The following is a 25,452-nucleotide window of genomic DNA, read 5'->3' as shown; positions in this document are numbered from 1 at the left end:
CCGCCTATGGACGCTTAACATGGAATACCAACTCACCCTTAATTGGCCCGATTTTCTTGAACGCCACTGGCAGAAACGTCCCGTGGTGCTAAAACGCGGCTTTAATAATTTTATTGACCCTATTTCTCCCGACGAGCTGGCGGGCCTGGCGATGGAAAGTGAAGTCGACAGTCGGCTGGTCAGTCATCAGGATGGCAAATGGCAGGTCAGTCACGGGCCATTCGAAAGCTACGACCATCTGGGCGAAACCAACTGGTCATTGCTGGTCCAGGCGGTTGATCACTGGCATGAACCGGCCGCCGCGCTGATGCGTCCGTTCCGTGAATTACCGGACTGGCGCATTGACGACCTGATGATCTCGTTTTCCGTGCCTGGCGGCGGCGTCGGTCCGCATCTCGATCAGTACGATGTATTTATTATTCAGGGTACAGGTCGCCGTCGCTGGCGGGTAGGTGAAAAACTGCACATGAGGCAGCACTGCCCTCACCCGGATCTGTTACAGGTTGATCCGTTTGAAGCGATTATTGATGAAGAGCTGGAGCCAGGCGATATTCTTTATATTCCGCCAGGGTTCCCGCACGAAGGCTACGCGCTGGAAAATGCGATGAACTATTCCGTTGGTTTTCGTGCGCCGAATACGCGGGAACTGATCAGCGGATTTGCCGATTACGTGCTGCAACGTGAGCTGGGCGGTAATTACTACAGCGATCCGGATGTCCCTCCTCGCGATCATCCGGCAGACGTTCTGCCGCAGGAGATGGATAAACTGCGTGAGATGATGCTTGAGTTGATCAACCAGCCAGAACACTTTAAGCAGTGGTTTGGCGAGTTTATTTCGCAGTCGCGTCATGAACTGGATATCGCTCCGCCAGAGCCACCGTATCAACCGGATGAAATCTACGACGCGCTGAAACAAGGTGATGTACTGGTGCGTCTGGGTGGTCTGCGCGTCTTGCGCATTGGCGACGATGTTTATGCTAATGGTGAGAAAATTGATTCCCCGCACCGTCCGGCGCTGGAGGCACTCGCCAGCAACATTGCACTGACCGCCGAGAATTTTGGCGACGCACTGGAAGATCCGTCATTCCTCGCGATGCTCGCGGCGCTGGTCAATAGCGGGTATTGGTTCTTCGAAGGGTAAATTTGAATTGAAGCCGGATGCGGCATCATATGCCGCATCCAATTTCGCTTACTTCCGTTTCGCCGTTAACTCGGCAATACGCACAATCACTTGCACCGCTTTTTCCATTCCTTCCAGAGTGACAAACTCATGTTTACCATGATAGTTATAACCGCCGGTAAACAGATTCGGACACGGTAATCCCATAAACGACAACTGCGCACCGTCAGTACCACCACGGATCGGTTTCAGGTCTGGTTCAATATCGCAATCGCGCATCGCCTGCTGGGCAATATCAAGAATATGCGGATGCTCAACGACTTTCTCGCGCATGTTGTAGTAACTGTCTTCAATCACCAGTTCAATGTAGCAATCCGGGTGTAACCCTTTGCCCACTTTCTTGGCAATTTCCATCATTTTACGTTTACGCGCTTCAAACTGTTTACGGTCGAAATCACGGATGATGTAGTGCATATCGGCGCGCTCAACAGTGCCTTTCATGCTTGTCAGGTGATAGAAGCCTTCATAACCTTCCGTGGCTTCCGGGCTTTCATCTGCCGGTACTTCCGCATGAATGCGTGCCGCCAGCGACAGCGCATTCACCATCACACCTTTTGCCGTACCTGGGTGAACATTGTTGCCGACGATTTTGATATTCACCGAAGCAGCGTTGAAGTTTTCAAACTCCAGTTCACCTACGCCACCACCATCTACGGTGTAAGCCCAGCGGGCATCAAAGGCTTCAACATCAAAATGTTTCGCCCCTTTGCCCACTTCTTCATCTGGCGTAAAGGCAACACGAATATCGCCATGCGGAATATTTTTCTGCTGCAATACCGCCAGCGCGGTCATGATTTCTGCAATACCTGCTTTGTCGTCAGCACCCAACAATGTTTTACCGTCAGTGGTGATCAGCGTCTGTCCCAGCAGTTGATGCAGTACCGGGAACATGACCGGTGACAGGACTTCGTCGCCGACGCCCAACGCAATGTCGCCGCCACGATAGTTTTCAACAATCTGCGGATTCACATTTTTACCGCTGCAATCCGGTGAGGTATCCACATGAGAAATAAAGCCAATCGCCGGAATATCGCCAGGAACGTTAGCCGGTAGCGTCGCCATCAACGTTCCTTTCTCACTTAAGGTCACATTGATAAGACCCATTTCTTCCAGCTGATCTTTCAGCAGATGCAATAATTTCCACTGGCCTTCCGTGCTGGGAACTTGTCTCACCCCCGCTTTTGATTGGGTATCGAGAGACACGTAGTTCAAAAAACGCTCAAGTAGTTTATCCATGTAGTCACCCTCACTTTTCGTGACAACATTATTAAGAAGCAGGAAAAGACAAATATTGCGTCAGGTCACTTTTACCCCTGCAATCGGGAATATTTATCAACATTACCTTAATGAATATAAAGCTAAGCCAGTAATTCACAACAAGGATTGGCGATCCAAGTAGTTTGCCGTAGAATTACGGCCCTCTTTAAGAGTCACCAAGGTGGTTAACCACAAACCCCGCTTCGGTAAGCCATCCGTTGCGTTTACATGGGACAGAGTAAAAAATTGAATAAACAACCGAGTTCGCTTTCACCGCTGGTGCAATTGGCGGGAATTCGCAAATGCTTTGATGGTAAAGAGGTCATTCCCCAGCTGGATCTGACTATCAACAATGGCGAGTTCCTCACGCTGCTTGGCCCTTCTGGCTGCGGTAAAACAACCGTTCTTCGCCTGATTGCGGGTCTGGAAACTGTTGATTCTGGACGCATCATGCTGGATAACGAGGACATCACCCACGTTCCGGCGGAAAACCGCTATGTGAACACCGTTTTCCAAAGCTACGCGCTATTCCCCCACATGACCGTATTCGAAAATGTGGCCTTTGGTTTGCGTATGCAAAAAACCCCTGCTGCTGAAATTACGCCTCGCGTGATGGAAGCTTTGCGGATGGTGCAACTGGAAAGCTTCGCTCAACGCAAACCGCATCAACTCTCAGGCGGTCAACAGCAACGCGTCGCCATTGCCCGCGCGGTGGTTAACAAGCCTCGCCTGCTGCTGCTTGATGAGTCGCTCTCTGCGCTGGATTACAAACTGCGCAAGCAAATGCAGAACGAGCTGAAAGCGTTACAGCGTAAGCTTGGCATTACCTTCGTCTTTGTCACTCACGATCAGGAAGAAGCACTCACCATGTCAGACAGGATTGTGGTGATGCGCGAGGGGCGTATTGAGCAAGATGGTACACCGCGCGAAATTTACGAAGAGCCGAAGAATTTATTTGTTGCCGGATTCATTGGCGAAATCAATATGTTCAACGCTACTGTCATCGAACGTCTCGACGAGCAGCGCGTGCGGGCTAACGTTGAAGGTCGCGAGTGTAATATCTACGTTAACTTCGCCGTTGAACCGGGGCAAAAACTGCATGTTCTGCTGCGCCCGGAAGACTTACGTGTTGAAGAGATTAACGACGACAACCATGCTGAAGGTCTGATTGGTTACGTTCGTGAGCGTAACTACAAAGGCATGACGCTGGAGTCGGTTGTTGAACTGGAAAATGGCAAGATGGTGATGGTCAGCGAATTCTTCAATGAAGACGATCCTGACTTTGACCACTCTCTCGACCAAAAAATGGCCATTAATTGGGTAGAAAGCTGGGAGGTCGTACTGGCTGATGAAGAACACAAGTAAGTTCCAGAATGTAGTGATTGTCACTATTGTCGGTTGGCTTGTGTTGTTTGTCTTTCTGCCCAACCTGATGATCATTGGCACCAGCTTTTTGACCCGCGACGACGCCAGCTTCGTCAAAATGGTCTTTACGCTGGAAAACTACGCACGTCTGCTCGATCCGCTCTATTTTGAAGTGCTATTGCACTCGCTGAATATGGCGCTGATCGCCACCCTCGCCTGCCTGGTTCTGGGCTATCCGTTTGCCTGGTTTCTGGCGAAGCTGCCGCACAAGGTGCGTCCGCTGCTACTTTTTCTGCTGATTGTTCCCTTCTGGACCAACTCATTGATTCGCATCTACGGGCTGAAAATTTTCCTCAGCACCAAAGGCTATCTCAACGAGTTTTTGCTCTGGCTGGGCGTTATCGACACACCAATTCGTATCATGTTCACGCCCAGTGCGGTGATTATCGGTCTGGTTTACATTCTGCTGCCGTTTATGGTGATGCCGCTGTACTCCAGTATCGAAAAACTGGATAAGCCGTTGCTGGAGGCGGCGCGCGATCTCGGTGCCAGCAAGTTACAGACTTTTATCCGCATCATTATTCCACTGACGATGCCGGGAATTATTGCCGGATGTCTGCTGGTGATGCTGCCAGCGATGGGCCTGTTCTATGTGTCCGACCTGATGGGCGGTGCGAAAAACCTGCTGATCGGTAACGTCATCAAGGTCCAGTTCCTTAATATTCGTGACTGGCCGTTTGGTGCAGCCACCAGCATTACGCTGACTATCGTAATGGGCCTGATGTTGCTGGTTTACTGGCGCGCTTCTCGTTTGCTGAATAAGAAGGTGGAACTCGAATGATCGGTCGACTGCTTCGCGGCGGTTTTATGACCGCTATCTACGCGTACCTGTATATCCCAATCATTATTTTGATTGTGAACTCCTTCAACAGCTCGCGCTTTGGCATCAACTGGCAGGGTTTTACCACCAAATGGTATAGCCTGCTGATGAACAACGACAGCCTGTTACAGGCAGCGCAGCATTCACTGACGATGGCGGTGTTTTCGGCGACGTTTGCCACGCTTATCGGTTCACTGACGGCAGTTGCGCTGTACCGCTATCGCTTTCGCGGTAAGCCGTTCGTTAGCGGAATGCTGTTTGTGGTGATGATGTCGCCAGATATCGTGATGGCAATTTCTCTGCTGGTGCTGTTTATGCTGCTGGGTATTCAGCTTGGCTTCTGGTCGCTGCTGTTCTCGCATATCACCTTCTGCCTACCGTTTGTGGTGGTGACGGTGTATTCGCGCCTGAAAGGTTTTGACGTGCGAATGCTGGAAGCGGCGAAAGATCTCGGTGCCAGTGAATTTACCATTCTGCGGAAAATCATCCTGCCACTGGCAATGCCAGCGGTGGCGGCGGGCTGGGTGTTAAGCTTTACCCTGTCGATGGACGATGTGGTAGTTTCTTCGTTCGTCACCGGCCCAAGCTATGAAATTCTGCCGTTAAAAATTTATTCGATGGTCAAAGTCGGCGTATCGCCGGAAGTTAACGCGCTGGCAACCATATTACTGGTGCTGTCGCTGGTGATGGTTATTGCCAGCCAGCTTATTGCTCGTGATAAAACGAAAGGTAACACAGGGGACGTTAAATGAAAAAATGGTCACGCCACCTGCTCGCGGCGGGTGCTCTGGCACTGGGCATGAGCGCCGCTCACGCTGATGACAACAATACACTGTATTTCTACAACTGGACCGAGTATGTGCCGCCTGGACTGCTTGAACAGTTCACCAAAGAAACCGGTATTAAGGTTATCTATTCGACTTACGAGTCGAACGAAACCATGTACGCCAAGCTGAAAACGTACAAAGACGGTGCCTATGACCTGGTGGTTCCTTCAACCTATTACGTTGATAAAATGCGTAAAGAAGGGATGATCCAGAAGATCGACAAGTCGAAGTTAACAAACTTTGGCAACCTCGATCCAGAAATGCTCAACAAGCCGTTTGATCCGAATAACGACTACTCCATTCCGTATATCTGGGGTGCGACGGCGATTGGCGTTAACGGTGATGCGGTGGATCCGAAATCTGTCACCAGCTGGGCCGATCTGTGGAAGCCTGAGTACAAAGGCAGCCTGCTGCTGACCGACGATGCCCGTGAAGTGTTCCAGATGGCGCTGCGTAAGCTGGGCTACTCCGGTAACACCACCGATCCGAAAGAGATTGAAGCTGCGTATAACGAGCTGAAAAAACTGATGCCAAACGTCGCGGCGTTTAACTCCGATAACCCGGCAAACCCGTACATGGAAGGCGAAGTTAACCTCGGCATGATCTGGAACGGCTCTGCTTTCGTTGCTCGCCAGGCGGGTACGCCAATTGACGTGGTGTGGCCGAAAGAAGGCGGCATTTTCTGGATGGACAGCCTGGCGATTCCGGCAAATGCCAAAAACAAAGAAGGCGCGCTGAAACTGATCAACTTCCTGCTGCGCCCGGATGTGGCAAAACAGGTTGCCGAAACTATCGGTTATCCAACACCAAACCTCGCCGCGCGCAAACTGTTAAGCCCGGAAATAGCGAACGACAAGACGCTCTACCCGGATGCTGAAACCATTAAAAATGGCGAATGGCAGAGTGACGTTGGCCCAGCCAGCAGCATTTATGAAGAGTATTATCAGAAGCTGAAAGCAGGACGTTAATTCAGCAAGCGGGCGGTGGTATTACCGCCCGTTTTTTATTTAGCAAGGAAGTGACTAATGAGTCAGGAATAATGTATCGCTGCTATAGACGAGTTAAAGGAAAAGAGGCCGGAAAAGTGCGCGTGTATTATGCCAAATGCGGCGAGAACGCCTTATCCGGCCTACAAACCCCACAAATTCAATTAATTGTGGTCCGCTCGTAGGCCTGATAAGCGTAGCGCATCAGGCAATTACTCCTGATTTATAATCCCTTCAGCAACTTCTCAACAAACTCTGGTACCACCTGGCTTGCCGGGCCGTAATATTTCTCGGCAAATTCATTACCGACCTGACTCGGTTCGAGATTGAGTTCAACCGTATGCGCGCCATGCAGCTTCGCTTCGTGAACAAACCCAGCCGCCGGATAAACATGCCCGGATGTGCCAATAGCAATGAAAATGTCGGCCATCGACAACGCCATATAAATTTCATCCATGCCGAGTGGCATTTCGCCAAACCACACTACGTGTGGGCGCAGCGGAGCCGGGAACTGGCAGCAATGACATTTGTCTTCTGGCGTGACGTCTCCGGTCCAGTCGAGAACCTGACCGCTTTGCGAACAACGTACTTTCAGCAATTCCCCATGCATATGAATCACATTGGTATTACCTGCGCGTTCATGCAGATTATCGATATTCTGCGTCACCAGCAAAAAGCGATCGCCGAGGGCGTCTTGCAGTTTCGCCAGAGCAAGATGCGCAGCGTTAGGCTGAATTTCTGGCTGCTGTAGTTGACGGCGACGGGCGTTATAAAACGCTTGCACCAGTTCAGGATCGCGATCAAAACCTTCCGGTGTAGCCACATCTTCAACCCGATGTTCTTCCCACAGGCCATCTGCTGCGCGAAAGGTACGAATACCTGATTCCGCAGAAATTCCTGCCCCTGTCAGTACGAGTACTCTTGGTTTTTCCATTGCTTCCGGCACCACTTTATCTCTGAAAAAAATACGCTGACGCAAACGCTCGTGCAGGCGGCGTTTATTTTTACGAAAACGACTTAACCGATGACCCCGACGCGACAACATAGCAACCTCTGTTGATTAATCGGTTAGATGTAGGAAGGCCGCACCACGCATTCCTCCTGCATCCCCGTGACGCGCGCGTTCAATGCGCGGAACACGAGCTACAGGTAAGAGATGACGAGGCAGCCTGTCCGCCAGTTGCGTTGTGATTGCCGGGAAATTCGATAAGCCACCGCCAATGACCAGCAAATCAGGGTCAACAATGGTCAGGATATTTCCCAGACAAACCGCTAATAAATCCAGATAACGCTCAACGTGCGCCCTTGCCTGCTCATCGCCTTGCTCATAAAGCGCAATAATTTCGGGAGCCTGCAACGGTTGATGATAATAGTGTTGCCAGAGCCACGCAAAGCCCCGACCTGATAGATAATTTTCGATACAACCAATTTGACCACAGCCACAGCGACGTAATGGGAAATCCAGCCCCATCATGGTTAATGCATCGACGGGAAGGCGCATATGCCCAAATTCACCCGTAATATAGCTTTTACCCGTTACCGGTTTACCGTTGAATACCAGTCCACCGCCAACGCCAGTCCCCAGGATCAGTCCCATCACCAGTGGATATTGGGTAAATTCATCGTCCCAGGCTTCAGAAAGGGCAAAGCAGTTGGCGTCGTTATTAAGGCGCACATCGCGTTCAAGGCGGGCGCTCAGATCGGCACGCAGCGGTTTACCACTGGCGGCGGGGACATTGGCGGCATACAGCGTGCCATCTTCTGTTTCCGGCATTCCCGGAATACCGATACCTACAGAACCTTTACAGCCAAAACGCTGATCGGCTTCAGCCACCAGTTCGCACACTGCATCTAAAAATGCGTCATAGCTGTCACGCGGTGTCGGCACCCGCTTTTCCCACTGCAACTGCCGACCGCTATCAAACACGCCTAGCGCAATTTTCGTTCCACCAATATCAAACCCGTAATACATTGCCGCTCCTTGTTTTAATGTACTGCCTTTACTGGCCGCTAAGGACTCGCGCAGGGTCAATATTACTGGCGCGTCGCGCCGGATACCAACTTGCCAAAAGACTCAGCAACAATGCTGTGACCAGTACGTAGAAGACGTCCAGCCAGTGCAATTCCGATGGCAGGAAGTCAATAAAATAGATATCGCTGGAGAGGAACTGATGACCAATCAGCTTTTCAATCCACTCAATAATCGGGGTAAGTTGCAGTGAAACCACTACGCCGATAATCACACCACAGAGGCTGCCGAACAGCCCTGCCAGCAATCCATACCAGACAAAGATGGCGCGAATTAAACCGTCTTTCGCCCCCAGCGTTCTTAAAACTGCGATATCGCCACTCTTGTCTTTCACCGCCATCACTAAGGTGGAGACGATGTTGAAACAGGCCACGCCAATCACCAGTACCATCGCCAGATACATAATGGCGCGGATCATCTGGATATCGCGATACATATAGCCGTAAGTACCAATCCAGCTTTTAATATAAACATAGCTGTTGGTTACTTCACCCGCGTCACGTACCAGTTTGTTAGCGTTAAAAACATCCGTCATTTTAAGGGCAATGCCTGACACACTGGAACCCATATCAAGATATTGTTGGGCATCCGCCAGCGGGATCATGGCAAAACTGTGATCGAGTTGGCCACTCAACTGCAAAATACCCGCAACGTGCAAACGCACACGTTTCGGCTGCATCAGCTTATGCTCGGGATTCGAGTTTGGGATCATAATCGACACCCAATCGCCCTGCTTCACTTTCAGCGCATCCGCCACGCCTTTGCCGATGATAATTTGCTGTTCGCCCGCTTTAAAATTGTTCCAGGCATCGCCCTGGACAAATGATGGCAGCGCGCTCAGACGCTGTTCCTGTTGCGGATCAACGCCTTTAACCTGCAGAGCGCGCAGATTCGCTCCACTCTCCACCAGCCCGGTGAAATTGATATACGGCGCAGCGGCGGCAATACCCGGCACTTTCTGCACTTTATCCAGTGCTTCCTGCCAGTTAGTCCACGGCTGATCTACCGCCTCAATTTCACCGTGCGGTACCACAGCAAGAATGCGGTTGTTCAGTTCGCGTTCAAAGCCATTCATCGCGCTTAAGCCGACGATCAATACCGCCACGCCAAGTGCAATGCCAATGGTAGAAATGACGGAGATCAGCGACACCATGCCGCCGCGCCGCCGTCCGCGACTAAAACGCAGGCCAATTAATAACGATAAAGGCATCGCCATTACTCCGCCCCCATCAGGCTTAGTTCCGCCGTCAGACGACCATCACGCATCTCCAGTTGGCGGCTCATACGTTTCGCCAGTTGCAGGTCGTGAGTGACCACCAGGAAGGCGGTGCCCTGCAAGCGATTCAATTCCCCAAGCAACTGGAAGATGCTGTCTGCGTTACGCGCGTCAAGGTTACCGGTAGGTTCATCCGCCAGTACCAGGCGCGGGTTATTGACCAGCGCACGGGCAATCGCCACACGCTGGCGCTCACCGCCGGAAAGCTCTGACGGGCGGTGATTCGCACGATGCTCCAGCCCCACCGCTTTTAACATTTCCAACGCTCGACTGTTGATTTCAGCGGGCTTTTTCTTGCCAATCAGCAGCGGCATAGCCACGTTTTCCAGGGCGGTAAAATCCGGCAGCAGGTGGTGAAACTGATAAATAAAGCCCAGCTTCTGGTTGCGCAGTTCTGCTTTCGCCGCCGAAGACAGTTTGCTCATTGGCTGACCATTAAAAATCACATCGCCGGAGGTTGGCGTATCCAGCCCGCCCAACAGGTGCAGCAAGGTACTTTTACCAGAACCAGAGCTACCGACGATCGCCATCATTTCACCTTCGCCCACGCTGAAACTGACATTGTGCAGCACATCGGTTTGCACACTGCCTTCCTGATAGCGTTTGCACAGGTTGTCGCATTGCAACAGGATCTTATTCATAACGTAAAGCCTCAGCGGGTTGAGTGGCGGCAGCGCGCCAGGAAGGGTAAAGCGTAGACAACAGCGCGATAGCCATCGCCACCAGCGCAATAACAATGACCTGTAAAGGTTCGATAGCCACCGGCAGCGCTGCGCCATCAAGCAGGACGCCGATTATCGGCATCAGATTATTCAACTGGCTGGCAAGCAGTGCGCCAAGCGCTGCTCCGAGGATTGCGCCGATAATCCCGGCGCTGGCCCCTTGCACCATAAAGACCATCATGATTTGTCGCGGAGTTAAGCCTTGCGTTTGCAGGATCGCTACTTCGCCCTGCTTCTCCATCACCATTAGCCCCAGCGAGGTAATAATGTTAAACGCCGCAACGGCGACAATCAGGCTCAGCAGCAAGCCCATCATATTTTTTTCCATGCGTACGGCCTGGAAAAGCTCGCCTTTACGGTCACGCCAGTCCTGCCATTTGCTGCCTTCAGGCAGTTTTTGCTGACTTAATGAGTCGACTTTCAGCGGCTCATCCAGCCACAAACGCCAGCCGGTAATATTGCCTGCCGGATAACGCATCAGACGCGAGGCATCCTCAATATTCACTAGCATTTCATAGCCATCGACTTCACTGTTGGCGGCGAAAGTGCCAATCACATTGAACAGGCGCTGACTTGGAATACGCCCCATTGGCGTGAACTGGCTGGCAGATGGCACCATCACGCGGATTTGATCACCGCGATTAACGCCCAACTGTGAGGCCAGCTGTTCACCGAGGATGACATTATATTTCCCCGGCTCGAGGTCAGTTTGTTTCACATTGACCAGATACGGCGTTAGTGGATCTTTTTGCGCCGGGTCGATACCCAGCATCACCCCGACCGCCACGCTGCGCGCGCTTTGCAGTACCACATCACCGGTAGTGATAGGTGCGACGCGATTAACGCCGTCCAGTTTGACTGCCGTTTCCGGGAGTTGCTGCGGGTTAAGAGAGCCATGCTCAGAAGAGAGAATTGCCTGTGGCATCAGGCCAAGTATGTTGTTTTGCAGCTCGCGCTCAAAGCCGTTCATCACTGACAATACTGTGACCAGCGCCATCACCCCGAGGGTAATGCCGATGGTAGAAAGCCAGGAGACGAAACGACCGAAGCGATCCGCTGCACGCCCACGCATGTAACGCAGGCCAATAAATAGAGCGACAGGTTGGTACATGAAATCCGTCTGGTTGCTGTTAGCAAAGACACGAGTATATAAGCGAAAGCGGGATGGGTAAACGTCTGAACTGTAAGTGATCGTCAGGGCTAATATGAAAAGTACCAGCAAATCAATCGGCTAAAGGGCCTCATTTTCTCATCGGCCTTGTGGCCTGATCTTTATCTGAAAAATAACCAAATACAGACAGATACGCATTACACCACGCGACTCGCCCCGCAGGATCAACAGCATGTTAAATAAAAAGAGCGTGTTGTCCTGATGAAACAAAAAGAGCTATGGATTAACCAGATCAAAGGGTTATGTATTTGTCTGGTGGTAATTTATCACTCGGTCATTACCTTTTATCCGCATCTGACCACTTTCCAGCATCCGTTATCGGAAGTCCTGAGCAAATGCTGGATCTATTTCAATCTTTACCTTGCCCCCTTTCGTATGCCGGTTTTTTTCTTTATTTCCGGCTATTTGATTCGCCGCTATATCGACAGCGTACCCTGGGGAAATTGTCTCGATAAACGCATCTGGAATATCTTCTGGGTGTTGGCGCTTTGGGGCGTGGTGCAGTGGCTGGCGTTAAGTGCGCTGAACCCGTGGCTGGCGCCTGAGCGCGATTTAAGTAATGCCTCCAATGCTGCTTATGCCGATTCCACCGGCGAATTCCTGCACGGGATGATCACCGCCAGCACCAGCTTGTGGTATCTGTATGCTTTAATTGTCTATTTCGTGATATGTAAAATTTTTAACCGCCTGGCACTGCCGTTATTCGTTCTGTTTGTGCTGATGAGTGTGGCGGTTAATTTCGTTCCCACGCCATGGTGGGGAATGAACAGTGTGATCCGCAATTTGCCTTATTACAGCCTTGGTGCATGGTTTGGCGCAACATTAATGACCTGTGTTAAAGAGGTGCCGTTGCGCCGCCATCTGCTGATGGCTTCTTTGCTGGCCGTTCTGGCGGTTGCTGCCTGGTTGTTTAATATCTCGCTGCTGTTGTCGCTGGTATCGATTGTAGTGATCATGAAACTGTTTTATCAGTACGAGCAGCGTTTCGGTATGCGTTCCTCCAGCCTACTGAATGTGATTGGTTCTAACACCATTGCCATTTACACCACCCATCGCATTCTGGTAGAGATATTCAGCTTAAGTCTGATTCCGCAAATGAATGCAGCCCGCTGGTCGCCGCAACTCGAACTAACGCTCCTGCTGGTTTATCCTTTTGTCAGTTTGTTGATTTGTACTGTTGCTGGATTACTGGTGCGAAAATTTTCACAACGCGCATTCAGCGACCTGTTGTTCTCCCCGCCTTCTCTACCTGCCACCAGTTACTCTCGTTAAACCATCGCCCCTGCCGGGGCGATTCGATTTGCTAAACCATGCCGATTACGGATAATGAACAGCATTGCTTATCAGAGATAGGCCCCCATATGTTGGGGCATATCCTAACGAGACTCTGACAACCGTTATGCCTGAACAATATCGTTATACGCTGCCCGTCAAAGCGGGTGAGCAGCGTCTGCTGGGCGAGTTAACTGGCGCTGCCTGCGCGACGCTGGTGGCGGAAATTGCCGAACGTCACGCCGGTCCGGTGGTACTCATTGCACCAGATATGCAAAATGCTCTGCGTTTGCATGATGAAATCAGCCAGTTCACCGATCAGATGGTGATGAATCTGGCGGACTGGGAAACACTCCCTTACGACAGTTTTTCACCTCATCAGGACATTATCTCCTCGCGCCTTTCCACCCTTTACCAGCTACCGACGATGCAGCGTGGCGTACTGATTGTTCCGGTGAATACGCTTATGCAGCGCGTTTGCCCGCACAGTTTTCTCCACGGTCATGCGCTGGTGATGAAAAAAGGTCAGCGCCTGTCACGAGATGCATTACGAACCCAACTGGACAGCGCAGGTTATCGCCATGTTGATCAGGTGATGGAGCACGGCGAATACGCCACGCGCGGCGCGTTGTTGGATCTCTTCCCGATGGGCAGCGAGCTACCTTATCGTCTTGATTTCTTTGATGATGAAATCGACAGCCTGCGTGTATTTGACGTCGATAGCCAGCGCACGCTGGAAGAAGTTGAAGCCATCAACCTGCTGCCCGCACACGAATTCCCGACCGATAAAGCGGCAATTGAACTGTTCCGCAGCCAGTGGCGCGATACCTTCGAAGTGAAGCGCGATCCGGAACATATTTACCAGCAAGTGAGTAAAGGCACATTGCCTGCCGGGATCGAGTACTGGCAGCCGCTATTCTTCAGCGAACCGCTACCGCCACTGTTCAGTTATTTCCCTGCCAATACATTGCTGGTGAATACTGGCGATCTGGAAAACAGTGCCGAACGTTTCCAAGCTGACACGCTGGCGCGTTTTGAAAGCCGTGGCGTCGATCCAATGCGACCGCTGTTGCCGCCACAATCGCTCTGGCTGCGGGTGGACGAGCTCTTCTCAGAGCTGAAAAACTGGCCCCGCGTACAGCTAAAAGCTGAACATTTACCGACAAAAGCAGCGAATGCCAATTTAGGCTTCGAGAAGCTGCCAGACCTGGCCGTTCAGGCGCAACAAAAAGCGCCGCTGGATGCGCTGCGTAAGTTCCTCGAGTCTTTCGACGGTCCGGTGGTGTTCTCGGTAGAAAGTGAAGGTCGCCGTGAAGCGCTGGGTGAACTGCTCGCGCGAATTAAAATTGCCCCGCAACGCATTATGCGTCTTGATGAAGCCAGCGACCGTGGGCGTTATTTGATGATTGGCGCTGCCGAACATGGTTTTGTCGATACGGTGCGTAATCTGGCGCTGATCTGCGAAAGTGATCTGCTCGGTGAACGTGTTGCCCGCCGTCGTCAGGATTCTCGTCGCGCCATCAACCCCGATACACTGATCCGTAACCTCGCGGAGCTGCATATTGGTCAGCCGGTGGTCCATCTGGAGCACGGCGTCGGGCGCTATGCCGGAATGACCACGCTGGAAGCCGGCGGCATTACTGGCGAGTATCTGATGCTCACCTACGCCAACGACGCCAAACTGTATGTTCCGGTGTCGTCACTGCATCTGATTAGCCGTTACGCGGGTGGCGCGGAAGAAAACGCCCCGCTGCATAAACTTGGCGGCGATGCATGGTCACGCGCGCGGCAGAAAGCGGCGGAAAAAGTGCGTGATGTGGCGGCAGAATTGCTGGATATCTACGCGCAACGCGCCGCCAAAGAGGGCTTCGCGTTTAAACACGATCGTGAGCAACATCAATTGTTCTGCGATAGCTTCCCGTTTGAAACCACGCCGGATCAGGCGCAAGCCATTAATGCTGTGCTTAGCGACATGTGTCAGCCGCTGGCAATGGATCGTCTGGTGTGCGGCGATGTTGGCTTTGGTAAAACAGAAGTCGCGATGCGCGCCGCTTTCCTGGCGGTAGAGAATCACAAGCAGGTGGCGGTGTTGGTGCCAACCACCCTTCTCGCGCAACAGCATTACGACAACTTCCGCGACCGTTTCGCCAACTGGCCGGTACGCATCGAAATGATCTCCCGTTTCCGCAGCGCCAAAGAGCAGACGCAAATCCTTGCGGAAGTGGCGGAAGGGAAAATCGATATTCTGATCGGTACGCACAAACTGCTGCAAAATGACGTCAAGTTTAAAGATTTAGGCTTGCTGATTGTCGATGAAGAACACCGCTTCGGGGTGCGTCATAAAGAGCGCATTAAAGCGATGCGGGCGAACGTGGATATTCTGACGCTTACCGCTACGCCAATCCCACGTACGCTGAATATGGCGATGAGCGGAATGCGTGACCTGTCGATTATCGCCACGCCACCCGCCCGTCGTCTGGCTGTTAAAACGTTTGTCCGCGAGTATGACAGTCTGGTGGTTCGGGAGGCGATTCTGCGTGAAATTTTGCGCGGGGGGCAGGTTTATTATCTCTACAATGATGTGGAAAACATCCAGAAAGCCGCCGAACGGCTGGCGGAACTGGTGCCTGAAGCGCGGATTGCCATCGGTCACGGGCAGATGCGTGAGCGTGAACTGGAACGGGTGATGAATGATTTCCATCATCAACGTTTCAACGTGCTGGTTTGTACCACCATCATCGAAACCGGAATCGACATCCCGACTGCCAACACCATTATCATTGAACGCGCGGATCACTTCGGTCTGGCGCAGCTGCATCAGTTGCGCGGTCGCGTCGGACGTTCGCATCATCAGGCATATGCATGGCTGCTGACGCCGCATCCGAAAGCGATGACTACCGATGCGCAAAAACGTCTTGAAGCGATTGCCTCGCTGGAAGATCTCGGGGCAGGCTTTGCGCTGGCAACGCACGATCTGGAGATCCGCGGCGCGGGTGAATTGCTTGGCGAAGAACAGAGCGGCTCGATGGAAACCATCGGTTTCTCGCTGTATATGGAGTTGCTGGAAAACGCCGTCGATGCACTGAAAGCCGGACGCGAGCCGTCGCTGGAAGATCTCACCAGCCAGCAAACAGAAGTCGAGCTGCGGATGCCGTCGCTATTGCCAGATGATTTCATCCCTGACGTGAATACGCGTTTGTCGTTCTATAAACGTATTGCCAGCGCCAAAACGGAAAACGAACTGGAAGAGATCAAAGTCGAGCTTATCGATCGCTTCGGCCTACTGCCGGATCCGGCGCGTACCCTGCTGGATATTGCCCGTCTGCGCCAGCAAGCGCAGAAACTGGGGATCAGGAAGCTGGAAGGTAATGAGAAAGGCGGCGTGATCGAATTTGCCGAGAAGAATCACGTGAATCCAGCCTGGCTGATTGGTTTGCTGCAAAAACAGCCGCAGCATTATCGCCTTGATGGCCCGACGCGCCTGAAGTTTATTCAGGATTTGAGCGAGCGGAAAACGCGTATCGAATGGGTTCGCCAGTTTATGCGTGAACTGGAAGAGAACGCGATCGCTTAATGGTGATATCGGGGGCGTTTCTGCGCCCCCATCTGTAACATTTACAAATTCTTTGCACTTCCCTGCACTATCCGACACTGTCACCATCCATAATTCAGGCTTATCTTTTTATTACAATAACCTTATATTTATTATGGATTTTTGGTGATGATCAAAACGCGTTTTTCTCGCTGGCTGACGTTTTTTACGTTCGCTGCTGCCGTGGTGCTGGCACTACCGGCAAAAGCCAATACCTGGCCGCTGCCGCCAGCGGGCAGTCGTCTGGTTGGCGAAAATAAATTTCATGTGGTGGAAAATGACGGTGGTTCGCTGGAAGCCATCGCCAAAAAATATAACGTCGGCTTTCTCGCTCTGTTACAGGCTAACCCCGGCGTTGATCCTTACGTGCCACGCGCGGGTAGCGTGTTAACGATCCCATTGCAAACTCTACTACCAGACGCGCCGCGCGAAGGCATTGTGATCAACATTGCGGAGCTGCGTCTCTATTACTACCCGCCGGGTAAAAATTCGGTGACCGTGTATCCCATCGGCATTGGTCAGTTGGGTGGTGATACGCTGACACCGACAATGGTGACCACCGTTTCTGACAAACGTGCAAACCCAACCTGGACGCCAACCGCAAACATCCGCGCCCGTTATAAAGCACAGGGAATTGAGTTGCCTGCGGTAGTTCCTGCTGGACCAGATAACCCAATGGGCCATCATGCGATTCGTCTGGCGGCCTATGGCGGCGTTTATTTGCTTCACGGTACGAACGCCGATTTCGGTATTGGCATGCGGGTAAGTTCTGGCTGTATTCGTCTGCGTGATGACGATATCAAAACACTCTTTAGCCAGGTTACCCCAGGCACCAAAGTGAATATCATCAACACGCCGATTAAAGTCTCTGCCGAACCAAACGGTGCGCGTCTGGTTGAAGTACATCAGCCGCTGTCAGAGAAGATTGATGACGATCCGCAGCTATTGCCGATTACGCTGAATAGCGCAATGCAATCATTTAAAGATGCAGCACAAACTGATGCTGAAGTGATGCAGCATGTGATGGATGTCCGTTCCGGGATGCCGGTAGATGTGCGCCGCCATCAACTGAGCCCACAATCGCTGTAACTCCCGGATAAAAAAATCCCCGCGGCACAGTATGTCGCGGGGAAAAAAGCAGCAATAGCGGGCATTAATGAGGGTTAATGCTTATTTATAAATGACTGCCGTTCCGTGGAGGGTATTCGGACCGGTTACTGAAGTAATACGGAAAGATTTTGCGCCCATCTCATCCGCTTTTTGTGCCAGCTGTTCTTCCAGCGATCCCAGATTTGTCCCCGCGTTAGCACTAATTGTACCCACTTTTTGTTGGCCTTCTGGTGTTGCCTGAACTTCGACAGCAGCAAAGCTGGCAAATGACATGGAACTTAAAATCGCCGCAGCGATGAGGGTTTTTACGTTTTTCATAATAGTGGCCTTATGCAGGTGAATGGCGTCGCAAGAAATTACTTAACGATCGATAACTAAATGATAGATGTGATCTAGATCACATACAAGAAGTTTTTTATAACAATCATTAATTAAATTAAAAAACTTTAAATTTCAGTTAAATAGAGAGTTTTTATTTTTCTATTTTCTGGACTGGTGAAGGGAGGTGATTATTTTTATAATAACCATTCATTCACAGCCACCAGGTACAATGGCATCATGGCAACAGACTCAACACATTGTGTAAAAAAAAGCCGTGGCCGCCCAAAAGTGTTCGACAGGGACGCCGCGCTTGATAAGGCCATGAGATTGTTCTGGCAGCACGGTTATGAAGCGACTTCCCTTGCGGACCTCGTTGAAGCGACCGGAGCCAAAGCGCCAACGCTCTACGCGGAATTTACCAACAAAGAGGGGTTATTCCGCGCCGTACTCGACCGTTATATCGATCGCTTTGCCGCTAAGCATGAAGCGCAGTTGTTTTGTGAAGAAAAAAGCGTGGAGTCTGCACTGGCGGACTATTTCGCTGCCGTCGCCAGCTGCTTTACCAGCAAAGACACCCCCGCGGGTTGCTTTATGATTAACAACTGCACCACGCTTTCAGCGGATTCGGGCGATATTGCTCATACGGTGAAATCACGTCACGCAATGCAAGAACGCACCTTGCAGCAGTTTTTAAGTCAACGCCAGGCACGCGGGGAAATTCCCGCCCACTGTGACGTAACGCATCTTGCGGAATTTCTTAATTGTATTATTCAGGGGATGTCGATAAGCGCCCGTGAAGGCGCATCGCTGGAAAAACTGATGCTGATTGCCCGGACAACGCTGCGTTTATGGCCTGAACTGGTGAAGTAAGACGCAAAAAAAAGCCCCTCAGCCTGAGCGAATGAGGGGCTAAATTGCAGAGTACAGCCTTGTTATACTTTGTTATTCAGAACCAGTTGCCCATTGTTATCTAATGGGATTTGCGTACCCGGATCGCTGTTCATCCGAATTTTGCCCTGCTGATCGCCAATCTTATAGGTCACATCATAACCGAGCATTTTTTCTGACTTGTCATACACCGTTTTACAACGCTGCTGCGTGGTAGTGTAAGTATCGCTTTCCTGGAGAGAGCCCTGGATCTGGTTACCGGCATATCCACCGCCCAGCGCCCCCACAACAGTGGCGACATCTTTACCGCGACCACCACCAAACTGATGCCCTATCACCCCGCCAGCGACGGCCCCGAGGACCGAACCAGCAATGCGGTTTTCATCCTGTACCGGTCGGCGATGGGTCACCGTGACATTGCGGCACTCCTGGCGCGGTGTTTTAACCGTTTCCTTGATTGGGGTTGCAGAAACAACCTGAGCGTATTGCGGGCCACGTTCAAACACGTTCAGACTGGCCACTGCCGCTACGCCAAGCGCAGCCGCTACACCAATCCCGATACCCGCCAACATTGATTTATTCACGGGAACACCTCCTTCTTTGCAGTTATGACAATCATGCAAGCGAAGGGGAAAAGCAGGAAAAGCTGAAGGATTCAGAGAAGTCTGAAAGGATACCTGGTACGACGCGGCTACCGATCGCACTGTTCCTCAAGGGCGGATGAGGCGTTTACGCCACATCCGCCAGTGTACGCCGATTAATGCAACTTCAAACGCGGACGGATAACGCGGTTGATACTGCCCACCAGCATCATTAATCCGGTTTTAAAGTAGCCATGCAGCGCAATCTGATGCATTCGGTATAGCGAGATGTACACAAAGCGCGCAATTCTTCCTTCAATCATCATTGAACCGCGCGTCAGGTTACCCATCAGGCTACCGACGGTGGAGAAGTTGGACAGCGATACCAACGAACCGTGATCCTTATACTGATAATTTTTCAGCGGTTTACCGTTCATCTGCGCCAGAATGTTGTTCATTGCGCAGGTCGCCATCTGATGTGCGGCCTGAGCACGCGGCGGTACAAAGCCCCCTTCCGGACGCGGGCATGACGCACAGTCACCAATAGCGTAAATGTCTGGATCGCGCGTGGTTTGCAGCGTCGGTTCCACCACCAGTTGATTGATACGGTTGGTTTCAAGACCACCAATATCTTTCAGGAAATCTGGTGCTTTTATCCCGGCAGCCCACACCATCAGATCGGCCTGAATATATTCACCATCTTTAGTGTGCAAACCGCCTTCATCGGCACTGGTAACCATAGTTTGCGTCAGCACGCGAACGCCCAGTTTCGTTAACTCATTGTGAGCCGCAGCAGAGATACGCGGCGGTAACGCTGGCAAAATTCGCTCTCCCGCTTCCACCAGAGTAACGTTCAGGGCTTCGTTGGTCAGCCCTTTGTAACCGTAACTGTGCAGTTGTTTCACGGCATTGTGCAATTCGGCAGAGAGCTCTACGCCGGTCGCGCCGCCGCCAACAATCGCAATATTCACTTTGCCATTGGCGCCCAGGTTAGCAGAAAACTTCAGGAACAGATTCAGCATCTCCTGATGGAAACGACGTGCCTGATGCGGGTTATCAAGGAAAATGCAGTTCTCTTTTACGCCCGGCGTGTTGAAATCGTTAGAGGTGCTACCCAGCGCCATCACCAGCGTGTCGTAAGCAATTTTCCGCTCTGGAACTAACAATTCACCTTTTTCGTCGCGCAGTTCAGCAATGGTGATTGTTTTCGCTTCACGATCGATATCAACCACAGATCCCAGCTGAAACTGGAAACCATGATTACGCGCATGGGCCAGATAGCTCAGCGCATCAACGCCTTCATCGAGCGATCCGGTCGCCACTTCGTGCAGCAACGGTTTCCACAGGTGGCTGTGGTTACGATCGACCAACGTAATTTTGGCTTTTTTCTTGCGCCCCAGCTTATCTCCAAGCTGTGTTGCCATTTCCAGCCCACCAGCACCGCCGCCGACAATCACAATTTTTTTCAATGGCGTAGTCAACGTGACCCCCTTAAATTTATTAACCAATTGTTAACTAATGGTTATTAACATAGCTCTTAATTAACAACAGGTTACAGCAATGAAAATGTTCTTCGCTATTGAGAATAACATGAATGGTGCATTGGTCATACCAAAATTGATGTTAATCAAGTTTTGTTGCTGAAAAGATAGGCGGTTTTACCTGTTGAGATCAAAAAACAGAGTTTATTGTTTATTATTCGAGCTAATTCAGGAGAGTGATGCGTATATGGAGGGCGTTTGGTAGGCCTGATAAGACGCGAACGGCGTCGCATCAGGCACATTGCCAGTGTCGGATGCGGCGTGAACGCCTTATCCGACCTACAGAATCCGGGGCCGCATCAGGTACCGGCCAGGTTACCTGATGCGACGATGCCAATTAACCGAGGGTTTTGAATGCTTTAATGCGCTGCAAATGCGGAGAGATATTTTTGAATTTGTGTGTCTGCTCTTCGTCCCAGACAATCTCGTAATAATGATGCAACTCTTCAGATGTCCGCTGACTGTTAAGCGCTTCATCGTGACGCGACAAAATCACCAGGCAACGATCGCGATTCTTCTCACGGAAGTTGGTCACACACTTGGTGGCAATATCGGCATACTCTTCCGGGCGATCAATCTTCCCTTCCATGTTCTCATAAGGGAACAAATTGGGATTGAAGATCACCTGGCGAATATCACAGAGAAAACCAATCCGCTCTGCCCAATAACCGCCCAGACCAACACCACAAATGAGCGGGCGCTCGTCGACGTTCAGTTGCAGCATTTTGTCCACTTCTTTGAGCAAATGCTGCATATCATGTTTCGGATGCCGCGTACTGTAGCTTATTAGCCGTACATCCGGGTCAATAAACTGCAATTGTAAGACTTTCTCGTGGTTACCCGGACTGTTAGAGTCAAAACCGTGCAAATAGATAATCATCGCTTCCTCACATAAGCCAGGGTTAATGACCTGCCTTCTCTTCCTGCCAGCGTTCATGCAACTGATTCAGACGGGCGCTGATCTCTTTCCAGCGAGCCGAGTCCATCAGTTCCTGTCGCGAAAATGAACCTTTATGATACAAACGTGTAACACGTTCTGCCTTGATCGGTGACAGATTATCTAACACGCTGACGGCCCCTTTACGATTATTGCAGACCAGGATCATATCGCAACCTGCATCCAGTGATGCCTGTCCACGCTCGGCATAACTGCCCATAATCGCGGCACCTTCCATCGATAAATCGTCAGAGAAAATCACGCCGTCAAACCCCAGCTCCTGACGTAAAACAGTTTTCAGCCAGTGGGGAGAACCGCTCGCCGGACGCGGATCAACATCGCTGTAGATCACATGCGCGGGCATAATGGCATCGAGTTTATTTTCGCAAATTAACGTACTGAAAACCGACATATCTTTGGCACGAATTTCCGCTTGCGGGCGTGGGTCGCACGGCGTCTCTTTGTGTGAATCTGCAGTTACGGCACCGTGACCAGGAAAATGTTTACCGGTGGTTTTCATTCCGGCTTCATGCATCCCATCAATAAACCGACTGGCGATTGCCAGGGCTTTTTCTGGGTCGGCATGATAAGAACGTTCACCAATCGCCGCGCTGATATGTCCTACGTCCAGCACTGGCGCAAAGCTGATATCAATATCCATAGCGATCATTTCGCTGGCCATCAGCCAACCTGCCTCTTGCGCCAGTTTGCCCCCCTCTTCCATTCCTAACAGCGCAGCGAATGATTGCGCTGCCGGTAAGCGGGTAAAACCGTCACGAAAACGCTGCACACGTCCACCTTCCTGATCCACCGCCACCACCAGGTGATTGCGTGAAGCTGCGCGGATCTGGCGTACCAGTTCGCGCAACTGTGCTGGATCATGATAGTTACGTGTAAAGAGAATCAGCCCTCCCACCAGCGGATGCGCAAGTATTTCGCGCTCTTCCGCGTCCAGTTCATAACCTTCAACATCCAACATTACTGGACCCACACTGCTCTCCTTATTGTTTTATTGATAGCTGCCGCCAGGTGTCATTGGCCAGCCTGATAAATTGTTGATCGCCGGTTTGTTGCCAGCGGTACTCAAACCACCCTGCTTTCAGCATCAGTAACCAGGGAAACCAGCGCCTGACCTGATGCCACAAATGCGCCGAATTAATATTCGCCCGCACGGCATAGTCATTAACTAATTGCCGGTGCTGCTCACTATTTTCCACCCACACCGCCGCCAGTTCCAGAGCGATATCGCCATCACCGGCATACTCCCAGTCGATGAGTTTTAGCCCTGACGAGGTATAGACTAAGTTCCCTGCATGAACATCCATATGCAACGGACTTAATCGTAACGGTTGTGGTTCGCGCGCTTTACGCAGACGTTTTAACAGTCGCAACCATCCCGCTGTTCGCCGCGCCGGATCGCTTCGCTGCCAGTACCGTTCCAGTAACGGCAGCAGGGTTATTCGCCAGCCAAAACGCGGTTGTTGATGCAGATAATACAGCAAGCCTGCCAGTTCGTCGGTATCCGGCAATTGCGTTTTTACCTCGCCGGGCAAATAGTCGACCGCCATCCAGCCACGGAGATAGAGACGTGGCTTCGGTGCAAGGTATGCCGGTAATCTTGATAACGCCCGGTACTGGCGCAGAAACACGGACTGCGGCGCATCAGGATCGTGAGTCTGACGCACAACAAAACGCTGATCCTGATGTTCAATGAGAAAACTCCCGCCGCTAAGTCCACTGTTAAACGTCGCGACGGGGTGATACTGCGGGAAATAGCGCGACAATAACTCGTCGCGCGTGATGGGATTATTGTTGCTGAACGGCACCTTTACCTGACCAGATAATTTCGCCCGTCTGCACCAGCATCAACTGCATTTGCAGGGTCGGAGCGTTAACGTTGCCAGAGGCGCTGGAGTACAGCACGTAATGAGCCCCCACGTTGCGAGCAATACCAATGGCTTTACTACGGGTGCCTAAGCTATCCTGCGGCGACAAACCTAACTGCTGCTTGGCCATCGAAAGCTGCTGGGCGGAAACGAGGGTAAATTTACCGTTATTAGCCAGTGCATTGCGCAGCGTTTCTGTCGCTTCCCCGGTATTCAAAGAACCATTGGTGCGGTTATTGACGCTATCAACCAGCAAGACGCTGCCTGCGGTCACGCCATCGGCCCCAAGCATCTTACCGACCATCGGCTGCATTGCGCCATTCCAGTCATAATGACGAATATGCGGCGCAGGCGGTGCGGTTTGGTCTTCGTGCTCAATTGGCCCTGGCTGCTCCGGGATCGTCGGCACTGATGGCACTGTGGGTACTGGCTGTTGCGGCTCAGCCGGTTGCTCCGGCGCAGGTTTTACCTCTTCTACCGGTGCGGGTTCACGTGGCCCCACACACCCGGCGAGAAACATCGCCAGCGCGGTGATTAAGGCGTAGCGACTCATTTTTGTCATCAAGATTCACCCCTTACAAATAAAGATAAAGTCTGACTTTGTGCGCTCCAAGAAAATTGGCGCTGCCGTACAGAGTCACCGCTGAACGTGCGGGAATGGTGACGCTGCGCGGCGTTTCCAGAGGGTGCATCTCAAGCCCCCTGGCGTCATACCAGTAAAAACGATAATGAACGGTAACGGGTTCTTGCCTTTCGTTATAAAGCGTCGAGGATGCTGAAGGCTGAATATCAGACGTTGAAAGAACGGGCTTTTCTGCGCTAATGCCCGCTGCCAGCAAAGATGACTCCATCACCAGTGACTGTTCATCATTCACCGGGATTTCCGGATGTGAACGACAACCGACCAGCAATAGCAACGCCAAAGACGCCAGTCCAAAGCATCCTTTTCTCATCGTTACAGGCCTTTATGCGCCAGCATTGGCCCCAACGGACGGCCACCCAGCAGGTGCATATGAATGTGATAGACCTCTTGTCCGCCATGACGGTTGGTGTTCATGATCAAACGATAGCCGTCTTCGGCAATACCCTCTTGCTCGGCGATTTTTGCCGCTACGGTGATCATACGCCCCAACGCCTGCTCATGCTCGGCAGACACGTCGTTCACGGTAGGGATAAGGATATTTGGAATGATCAGAATATGCGTTGGCGCTTGCGGCGAAATATCGCGAAACGCCGTTACCAGCTCATCCTGGTAGACGATATCGGAGGGGATCTCACGACGAATAATTTTGCTGAAAATAGTTTCTTCTGCCACGACATTTTCCTTTTTCAAATTGCCATGCGTTGCGCCATGCTACGCCGCGCTACACTGCGAGTATAGAGTATGGTCGAGTTAAACCTGCTCTTTCAACCTTAAGCCACGATTTATAAGCAAAAAATCGTTTTACTGCCGTATACATCGCCATTATTCCCATTTTTGCCTATGAATGGGCCGAAAACACCTTTTCTCTTTGGTTTAGATAATAACAGGGATATCGGCGACAAGGCCCTTCCTGCTACCACCAGCATTGCTTTGACAGTTTCCTTCCACTGCCGGGCAAAATTGCTATGCGCAGGTGGAACTGTTCGCC

At 51.5% G+C, this 25,452-nt stretch carries 24 protein-coding genes; 9 read left to right on the top strand and 15 right to left on the bottom strand.

The window, feature by feature from the left end; all coding sequences use genetic code 11:
- Positions 1–19: 19 nt before the first annotated feature.
- Positions 20–1,141: a [50S ribosomal protein L16]-arginine 3-hydroxylase gene (gene roxA / locus D9738_RS05100; protein WP_130205585.1), complete on the top strand. Its 1,122-nt coding sequence runs from the start codon at positions 20–22 to the stop codon at positions 1,139–1,141.
- Positions 1,142–1,189: 48 nt separating this feature from the next.
- Here roxA and pepT read toward each other — a convergent pair whose 3' ends face one another.
- Positions 1,190–2,416 (bottom strand): peptidase T, encoded by a 1,227-nt coding sequence (pepT, locus tag D9738_RS05095; RefSeq protein WP_130205583.1) that lies wholly within the window; start codon positions 2,414–2,416, stop codon positions 1,190–1,192.
- Between the two features lie 249 nt (positions 2,417–2,665).
- Between pepT and potA the strand changes: the two genes are divergently transcribed.
- Genes potA through potD form a run of 4 tightly spaced genes read left to right on the top strand, consistent with a single transcriptional unit; the run spans position 2,666 to position 6,477 of the window.
- Positions 2,666–3,802, top strand: coding sequence for a spermidine/putrescine ABC transporter ATP-binding protein PotA (potA, locus tag D9738_RS05090; RefSeq protein WP_130205581.1), 1,137 nt, complete (start codon positions 2,666–2,668; stop codon positions 3,800–3,802).
- A complete protein-coding gene (gene potB, locus D9738_RS05085; protein ID WP_060773672.1) occupies positions 3,786–4,643 on the top strand; it encodes a spermidine/putrescine ABC transporter permease PotB in 858 nt (285 codons plus the stop codon). The genes potA and potB overlap by 17 nt, the downstream gene beginning before the upstream one ends.
- Positions 4,640–5,434: a spermidine/putrescine ABC transporter permease PotC gene (gene potC, locus D9738_RS05080; protein ID WP_000580316.1), complete on the top strand. Its 795-nt coding sequence runs from the start codon at positions 4,640–4,642 to the stop codon at positions 5,432–5,434. The genes potB and potC overlap by 4 nt, the downstream gene beginning before the upstream one ends.
- Positions 5,431–6,477, top strand: a complete 1,047-nt coding sequence (potD, locus tag D9738_RS05075) for a spermidine/putrescine ABC transporter substrate-binding protein PotD (RefSeq protein WP_130205579.1) — start codon at positions 5,431–5,433, stop codon at positions 6,475–6,477. Before potC ends, potD begins: the two co-directional genes overlap by 4 nt.
- 241 nt (positions 6,478–6,718) lie before the next feature.
- Here the strand turns inward: potD and cobB are convergent, their stop codons facing one another.
- From cobB to lolC, 5 genes are read right to left on the bottom strand one after another with little or no spacing between them, the layout of a single operon-like run.
- Positions 6,719–7,540, bottom strand: a complete 822-nt coding sequence (gene cobB / locus D9738_RS05070; protein ID WP_096938882.1) for a Sir2 family NAD+-dependent deacetylase — start codon at positions 7,538–7,540, stop codon at positions 6,719–6,721.
- A gap of 15 nt (positions 7,541–7,555) precedes the next feature.
- The gene (gene nagK, locus D9738_RS05065) at positions 7,556–8,467 is read right to left on the bottom strand and encodes an N-acetylglucosamine kinase (protein WP_130259681.1); all 912 of its coding nucleotides are present in this window, start codon (positions 8,465–8,467) and stop codon (positions 7,556–7,558) included.
- A gap of 28 nt (positions 8,468–8,495) precedes the next feature.
- On the bottom strand, positions 8,496–9,740 hold the full coding sequence (gene lolE, locus D9738_RS05060; RefSeq protein WP_042003467.1) for a lipoprotein-releasing ABC transporter permease subunit LolE: 1,245 nt from the start codon (positions 9,738–9,740) through the stop codon (positions 8,496–8,498).
- On the bottom strand, positions 9,740–10,441 hold the full coding sequence (gene lolD / locus D9738_RS05055; RefSeq protein WP_001033695.1) for a lipoprotein-releasing ABC transporter ATP-binding protein LolD: 702 nt from the start codon (positions 10,439–10,441) through the stop codon (positions 9,740–9,742). Before lolD ends, lolE begins: the two co-directional genes overlap by 1 nt.
- Positions 10,434–11,633 carry a lipoprotein-releasing ABC transporter permease subunit LolC gene (gene lolC, locus D9738_RS05050; protein ID WP_000284714.1) on the bottom strand — a complete coding sequence of 400 codons (1,200 nt, stop codon included), beginning with the start codon at positions 11,631–11,633 and terminating at the stop codon, positions 10,434–10,436. The genes lolD and lolC overlap by 8 nt, the downstream gene beginning before the upstream one ends.
- Positions 11,634–11,894: 261 nt before the next feature.
- On the opposite strand from lolC, the gene D9738_RS05045 reads away from it, so the two are divergent.
- From D9738_RS05045 to ldtC, 3 genes are all read left to right on the top strand, one after another.
- Positions 11,895–12,965, top strand: coding sequence for an acyltransferase family protein (locus tag D9738_RS05045; RefSeq protein ID WP_130259680.1), 1,071 nt, complete (start codon positions 11,895–11,897; stop codon positions 12,963–12,965).
- Positions 12,966–13,092: 127 nt separating this feature from the next.
- Positions 13,093–16,539, top strand: coding sequence for a transcription-repair coupling factor (gene mfd, locus D9738_RS05040; RefSeq protein ID WP_130259679.1), 3,447 nt, complete (start codon positions 13,093–13,095; stop codon positions 16,537–16,539).
- Between the two features lie 144 nt (positions 16,540–16,683).
- Positions 16,684–17,646: a L,D-transpeptidase LdtC gene (gene ldtC / locus D9738_RS05035; protein WP_165383318.1), complete on the top strand. Its 963-nt coding sequence runs from the start codon at positions 16,684–16,686 to the stop codon at positions 17,644–17,646.
- A gap of 81 nt (positions 17,647–17,727) precedes the next feature.
- Here the strand turns inward: ldtC and bhsA are convergent, their stop codons facing one another.
- A complete protein-coding gene (gene bhsA, locus D9738_RS05030) occupies positions 17,728–17,985 on the bottom strand; it encodes a multiple stress resistance protein BhsA (protein WP_000800147.1) in 258 nt (85 codons plus the stop codon).
- 240 nt (positions 17,986–18,225) lie between these two features.
- Here bhsA and comR point away from each other — a divergent pair, with 240 nt between their 5' ends.
- The gene (comR, locus tag D9738_RS05025; protein ID WP_130259678.1) at positions 18,226–18,858 is read left to right on the top strand and encodes a TetR family copper-responsive transcriptional repressor ComR; all 633 of its coding nucleotides are present in this window, start codon (positions 18,226–18,228) and stop codon (positions 18,856–18,858) included.
- A gap of 62 nt (positions 18,859–18,920) precedes the next feature.
- Here comR and D9738_RS05020 read toward each other — a convergent pair whose 3' ends face one another.
- From D9738_RS05020 to hinT, 8 genes are all read right to left on the bottom strand, one after another.
- Positions 18,921–19,460, bottom strand: a complete 540-nt coding sequence (locus D9738_RS05020; RefSeq protein ID WP_064528599.1) for a glycine zipper 2TM domain-containing protein — start codon at positions 19,458–19,460, stop codon at positions 18,921–18,923.
- Between the two features lie 173 nt (positions 19,461–19,633).
- Entirely contained in the window at positions 19,634–20,938 is a 1,305-nt protein-coding gene (ndh, locus tag D9738_RS05015) for an NADH-quinone dehydrogenase (protein WP_064528597.1), read from the bottom strand.
- A 397-nt stretch (positions 20,939–21,335) separates the two neighbouring features.
- Positions 21,336–21,878 carry an alpha/beta hydrolase YcfP gene (gene ycfP / locus D9738_RS05010; RefSeq protein ID WP_075331716.1) on the bottom strand — a complete coding sequence of 181 codons (543 nt, stop codon included), beginning with the start codon at positions 21,876–21,878 and terminating at the stop codon, positions 21,336–21,338.
- A 22-nt stretch (positions 21,879–21,900) separates the two neighbouring features.
- Positions 21,901–22,926, bottom strand: coding sequence for a beta-N-acetylhexosaminidase (gene nagZ, locus D9738_RS05005; RefSeq protein ID WP_130205563.1), 1,026 nt, complete (start codon positions 22,924–22,926; stop codon positions 21,901–21,903).
- 10 nt (positions 22,927–22,936) lie between these two features.
- Entirely contained in the window at positions 22,937–23,761 is an 825-nt protein-coding gene (gene thiK, locus D9738_RS05000) for a thiamine kinase (protein ID WP_130205561.1), read from the bottom strand.
- On the bottom strand, positions 23,742–24,383 hold the full coding sequence (lpoB, locus tag D9738_RS04995) for a penicillin-binding protein activator LpoB (protein ID WP_130205559.1): 642 nt from the start codon (positions 24,381–24,383) through the stop codon (positions 23,742–23,744). Before lpoB ends, thiK begins: the two co-directional genes overlap by 20 nt.
- 13 nt (positions 24,384–24,396) lie before the next feature.
- Positions 24,397–24,774, bottom strand: coding sequence for a YcfL family protein (locus D9738_RS04990; RefSeq protein WP_130205557.1), 378 nt, complete (start codon positions 24,772–24,774; stop codon positions 24,397–24,399).
- 2 nt (positions 24,775–24,776) lie between these two features.
- Positions 24,777–25,136 carry a purine nucleoside phosphoramidase gene (gene hinT, locus D9738_RS04985; protein WP_054445830.1) on the bottom strand — a complete coding sequence of 120 codons (360 nt, stop codon included), beginning with the start codon at positions 25,134–25,136 and terminating at the stop codon, positions 24,777–24,779.
- Between the last annotated feature and the right edge of the window lie 316 nt (positions 25,137–25,452).

Origin of the sequence: Escherichia sp. E10V5, assembly GCF_004212315.1 — a bacterium.
Lineage (GTDB): Bacteria > Pseudomonadota > Gammaproteobacteria > Enterobacterales > Enterobacteriaceae > Escherichia.
This window is presented reverse-complemented; position numbering and strand designations above follow the sequence as displayed.

What these genes read in the sequence shown, in the direction of transcription:
- lolD (WP_001033695.1), bottom strand. Translation starts at nt 10,441, where the DNA reads ATGAATAAGATCCTGTTGCAATGCGACAACCTGTGCAAACGCTATCAG.
- mfd (WP_130259679.1), top strand. Translation starts at nt 13,093, where the DNA reads ATGCCTGAACAATATCGTTATACGCTGCCCGTCAAAGCGGGTGAGCAG.
- lolC (WP_000284714.1), bottom strand. Translation starts at nt 11,633, where the DNA reads ATGTACCAACCTGTCGCTCTATTTATTGGCCTGCGTTACATGCGTGGG.
- cobB (WP_096938882.1), bottom strand. Translation starts at nt 7,540, where the DNA reads ATGTTGTCGCGTCGGGGTCATCGGTTAAGTCGTTTTCGTAAAAATAAA.
- potB (WP_060773672.1), top strand. Translation starts at nt 3,786, where the DNA reads ATGAAGAACACAAGTAAGTTCCAGAATGTAGTGATTGTCACTATTGTC.
- D9738_RS04990 (WP_130205557.1), bottom strand. Translation starts at nt 24,774, where the DNA reads ATGAGAAAAGGATGCTTTGGACTGGCGTCTTTGGCGTTGCTATTGCTG.
- ycfP (WP_075331716.1), bottom strand. Translation starts at nt 21,878, where the DNA reads ATGATTATCTATTTGCACGGTTTTGACTCTAACAGTCCGGGTAACCAC.
- potC (WP_000580316.1), top strand. Translation starts at nt 4,640, where the DNA reads ATGATCGGTCGACTGCTTCGCGGCGGTTTTATGACCGCTATCTACGCG.
- potA (WP_130205581.1), top strand. Translation starts at nt 2,666, where the DNA reads ATGGGACAGAGTAAAAAATTGAATAAACAACCGAGTTCGCTTTCACCG.
- comR (WP_130259678.1), top strand. Translation starts at nt 18,226, where the DNA reads ATGGCAACAGACTCAACACATTGTGTAAAAAAAAGCCGTGGCCGCCCA.
- nagK (WP_130259681.1), bottom strand. Translation starts at nt 8,467, where the DNA reads ATGTATTACGGGTTTGATATTGGTGGAACGAAAATTGCGCTAGGCGTG.
- D9738_RS05045 (WP_130259680.1), top strand. Translation starts at nt 11,895, where the DNA reads ATGAAACAAAAAGAGCTATGGATTAACCAGATCAAAGGGTTATGTATT.
- lolE (WP_042003467.1), bottom strand. Translation starts at nt 9,740, where the DNA reads ATGGCGATGCCTTTATCGTTATTAATTGGCCTGCGTTTTAGTCGCGGA.
- roxA (WP_130205585.1), top strand. Translation starts at nt 20, where the DNA reads ATGGAATACCAACTCACCCTTAATTGGCCCGATTTTCTTGAACGCCAC.
- pepT (WP_130205583.1), bottom strand. Translation starts at nt 2,416, where the DNA reads ATGGATAAACTACTTGAGCGTTTTTTGAACTACGTGTCTCTCGATACC.
- potD (WP_130205579.1), top strand. Translation starts at nt 5,431, where the DNA reads ATGAAAAAATGGTCACGCCACCTGCTCGCGGCGGGTGCTCTGGCACTG.
- lpoB (WP_130205559.1), bottom strand. Translation starts at nt 24,383, where the DNA reads ATGACAAAAATGAGTCGCTACGCCTTAATCACCGCGCTGGCGATGTTT.
- bhsA (WP_000800147.1), bottom strand. Translation starts at nt 17,985, where the DNA reads ATGAAAAACGTAAAAACCCTCATCGCTGCGGCGATTTTAAGTTCCATG.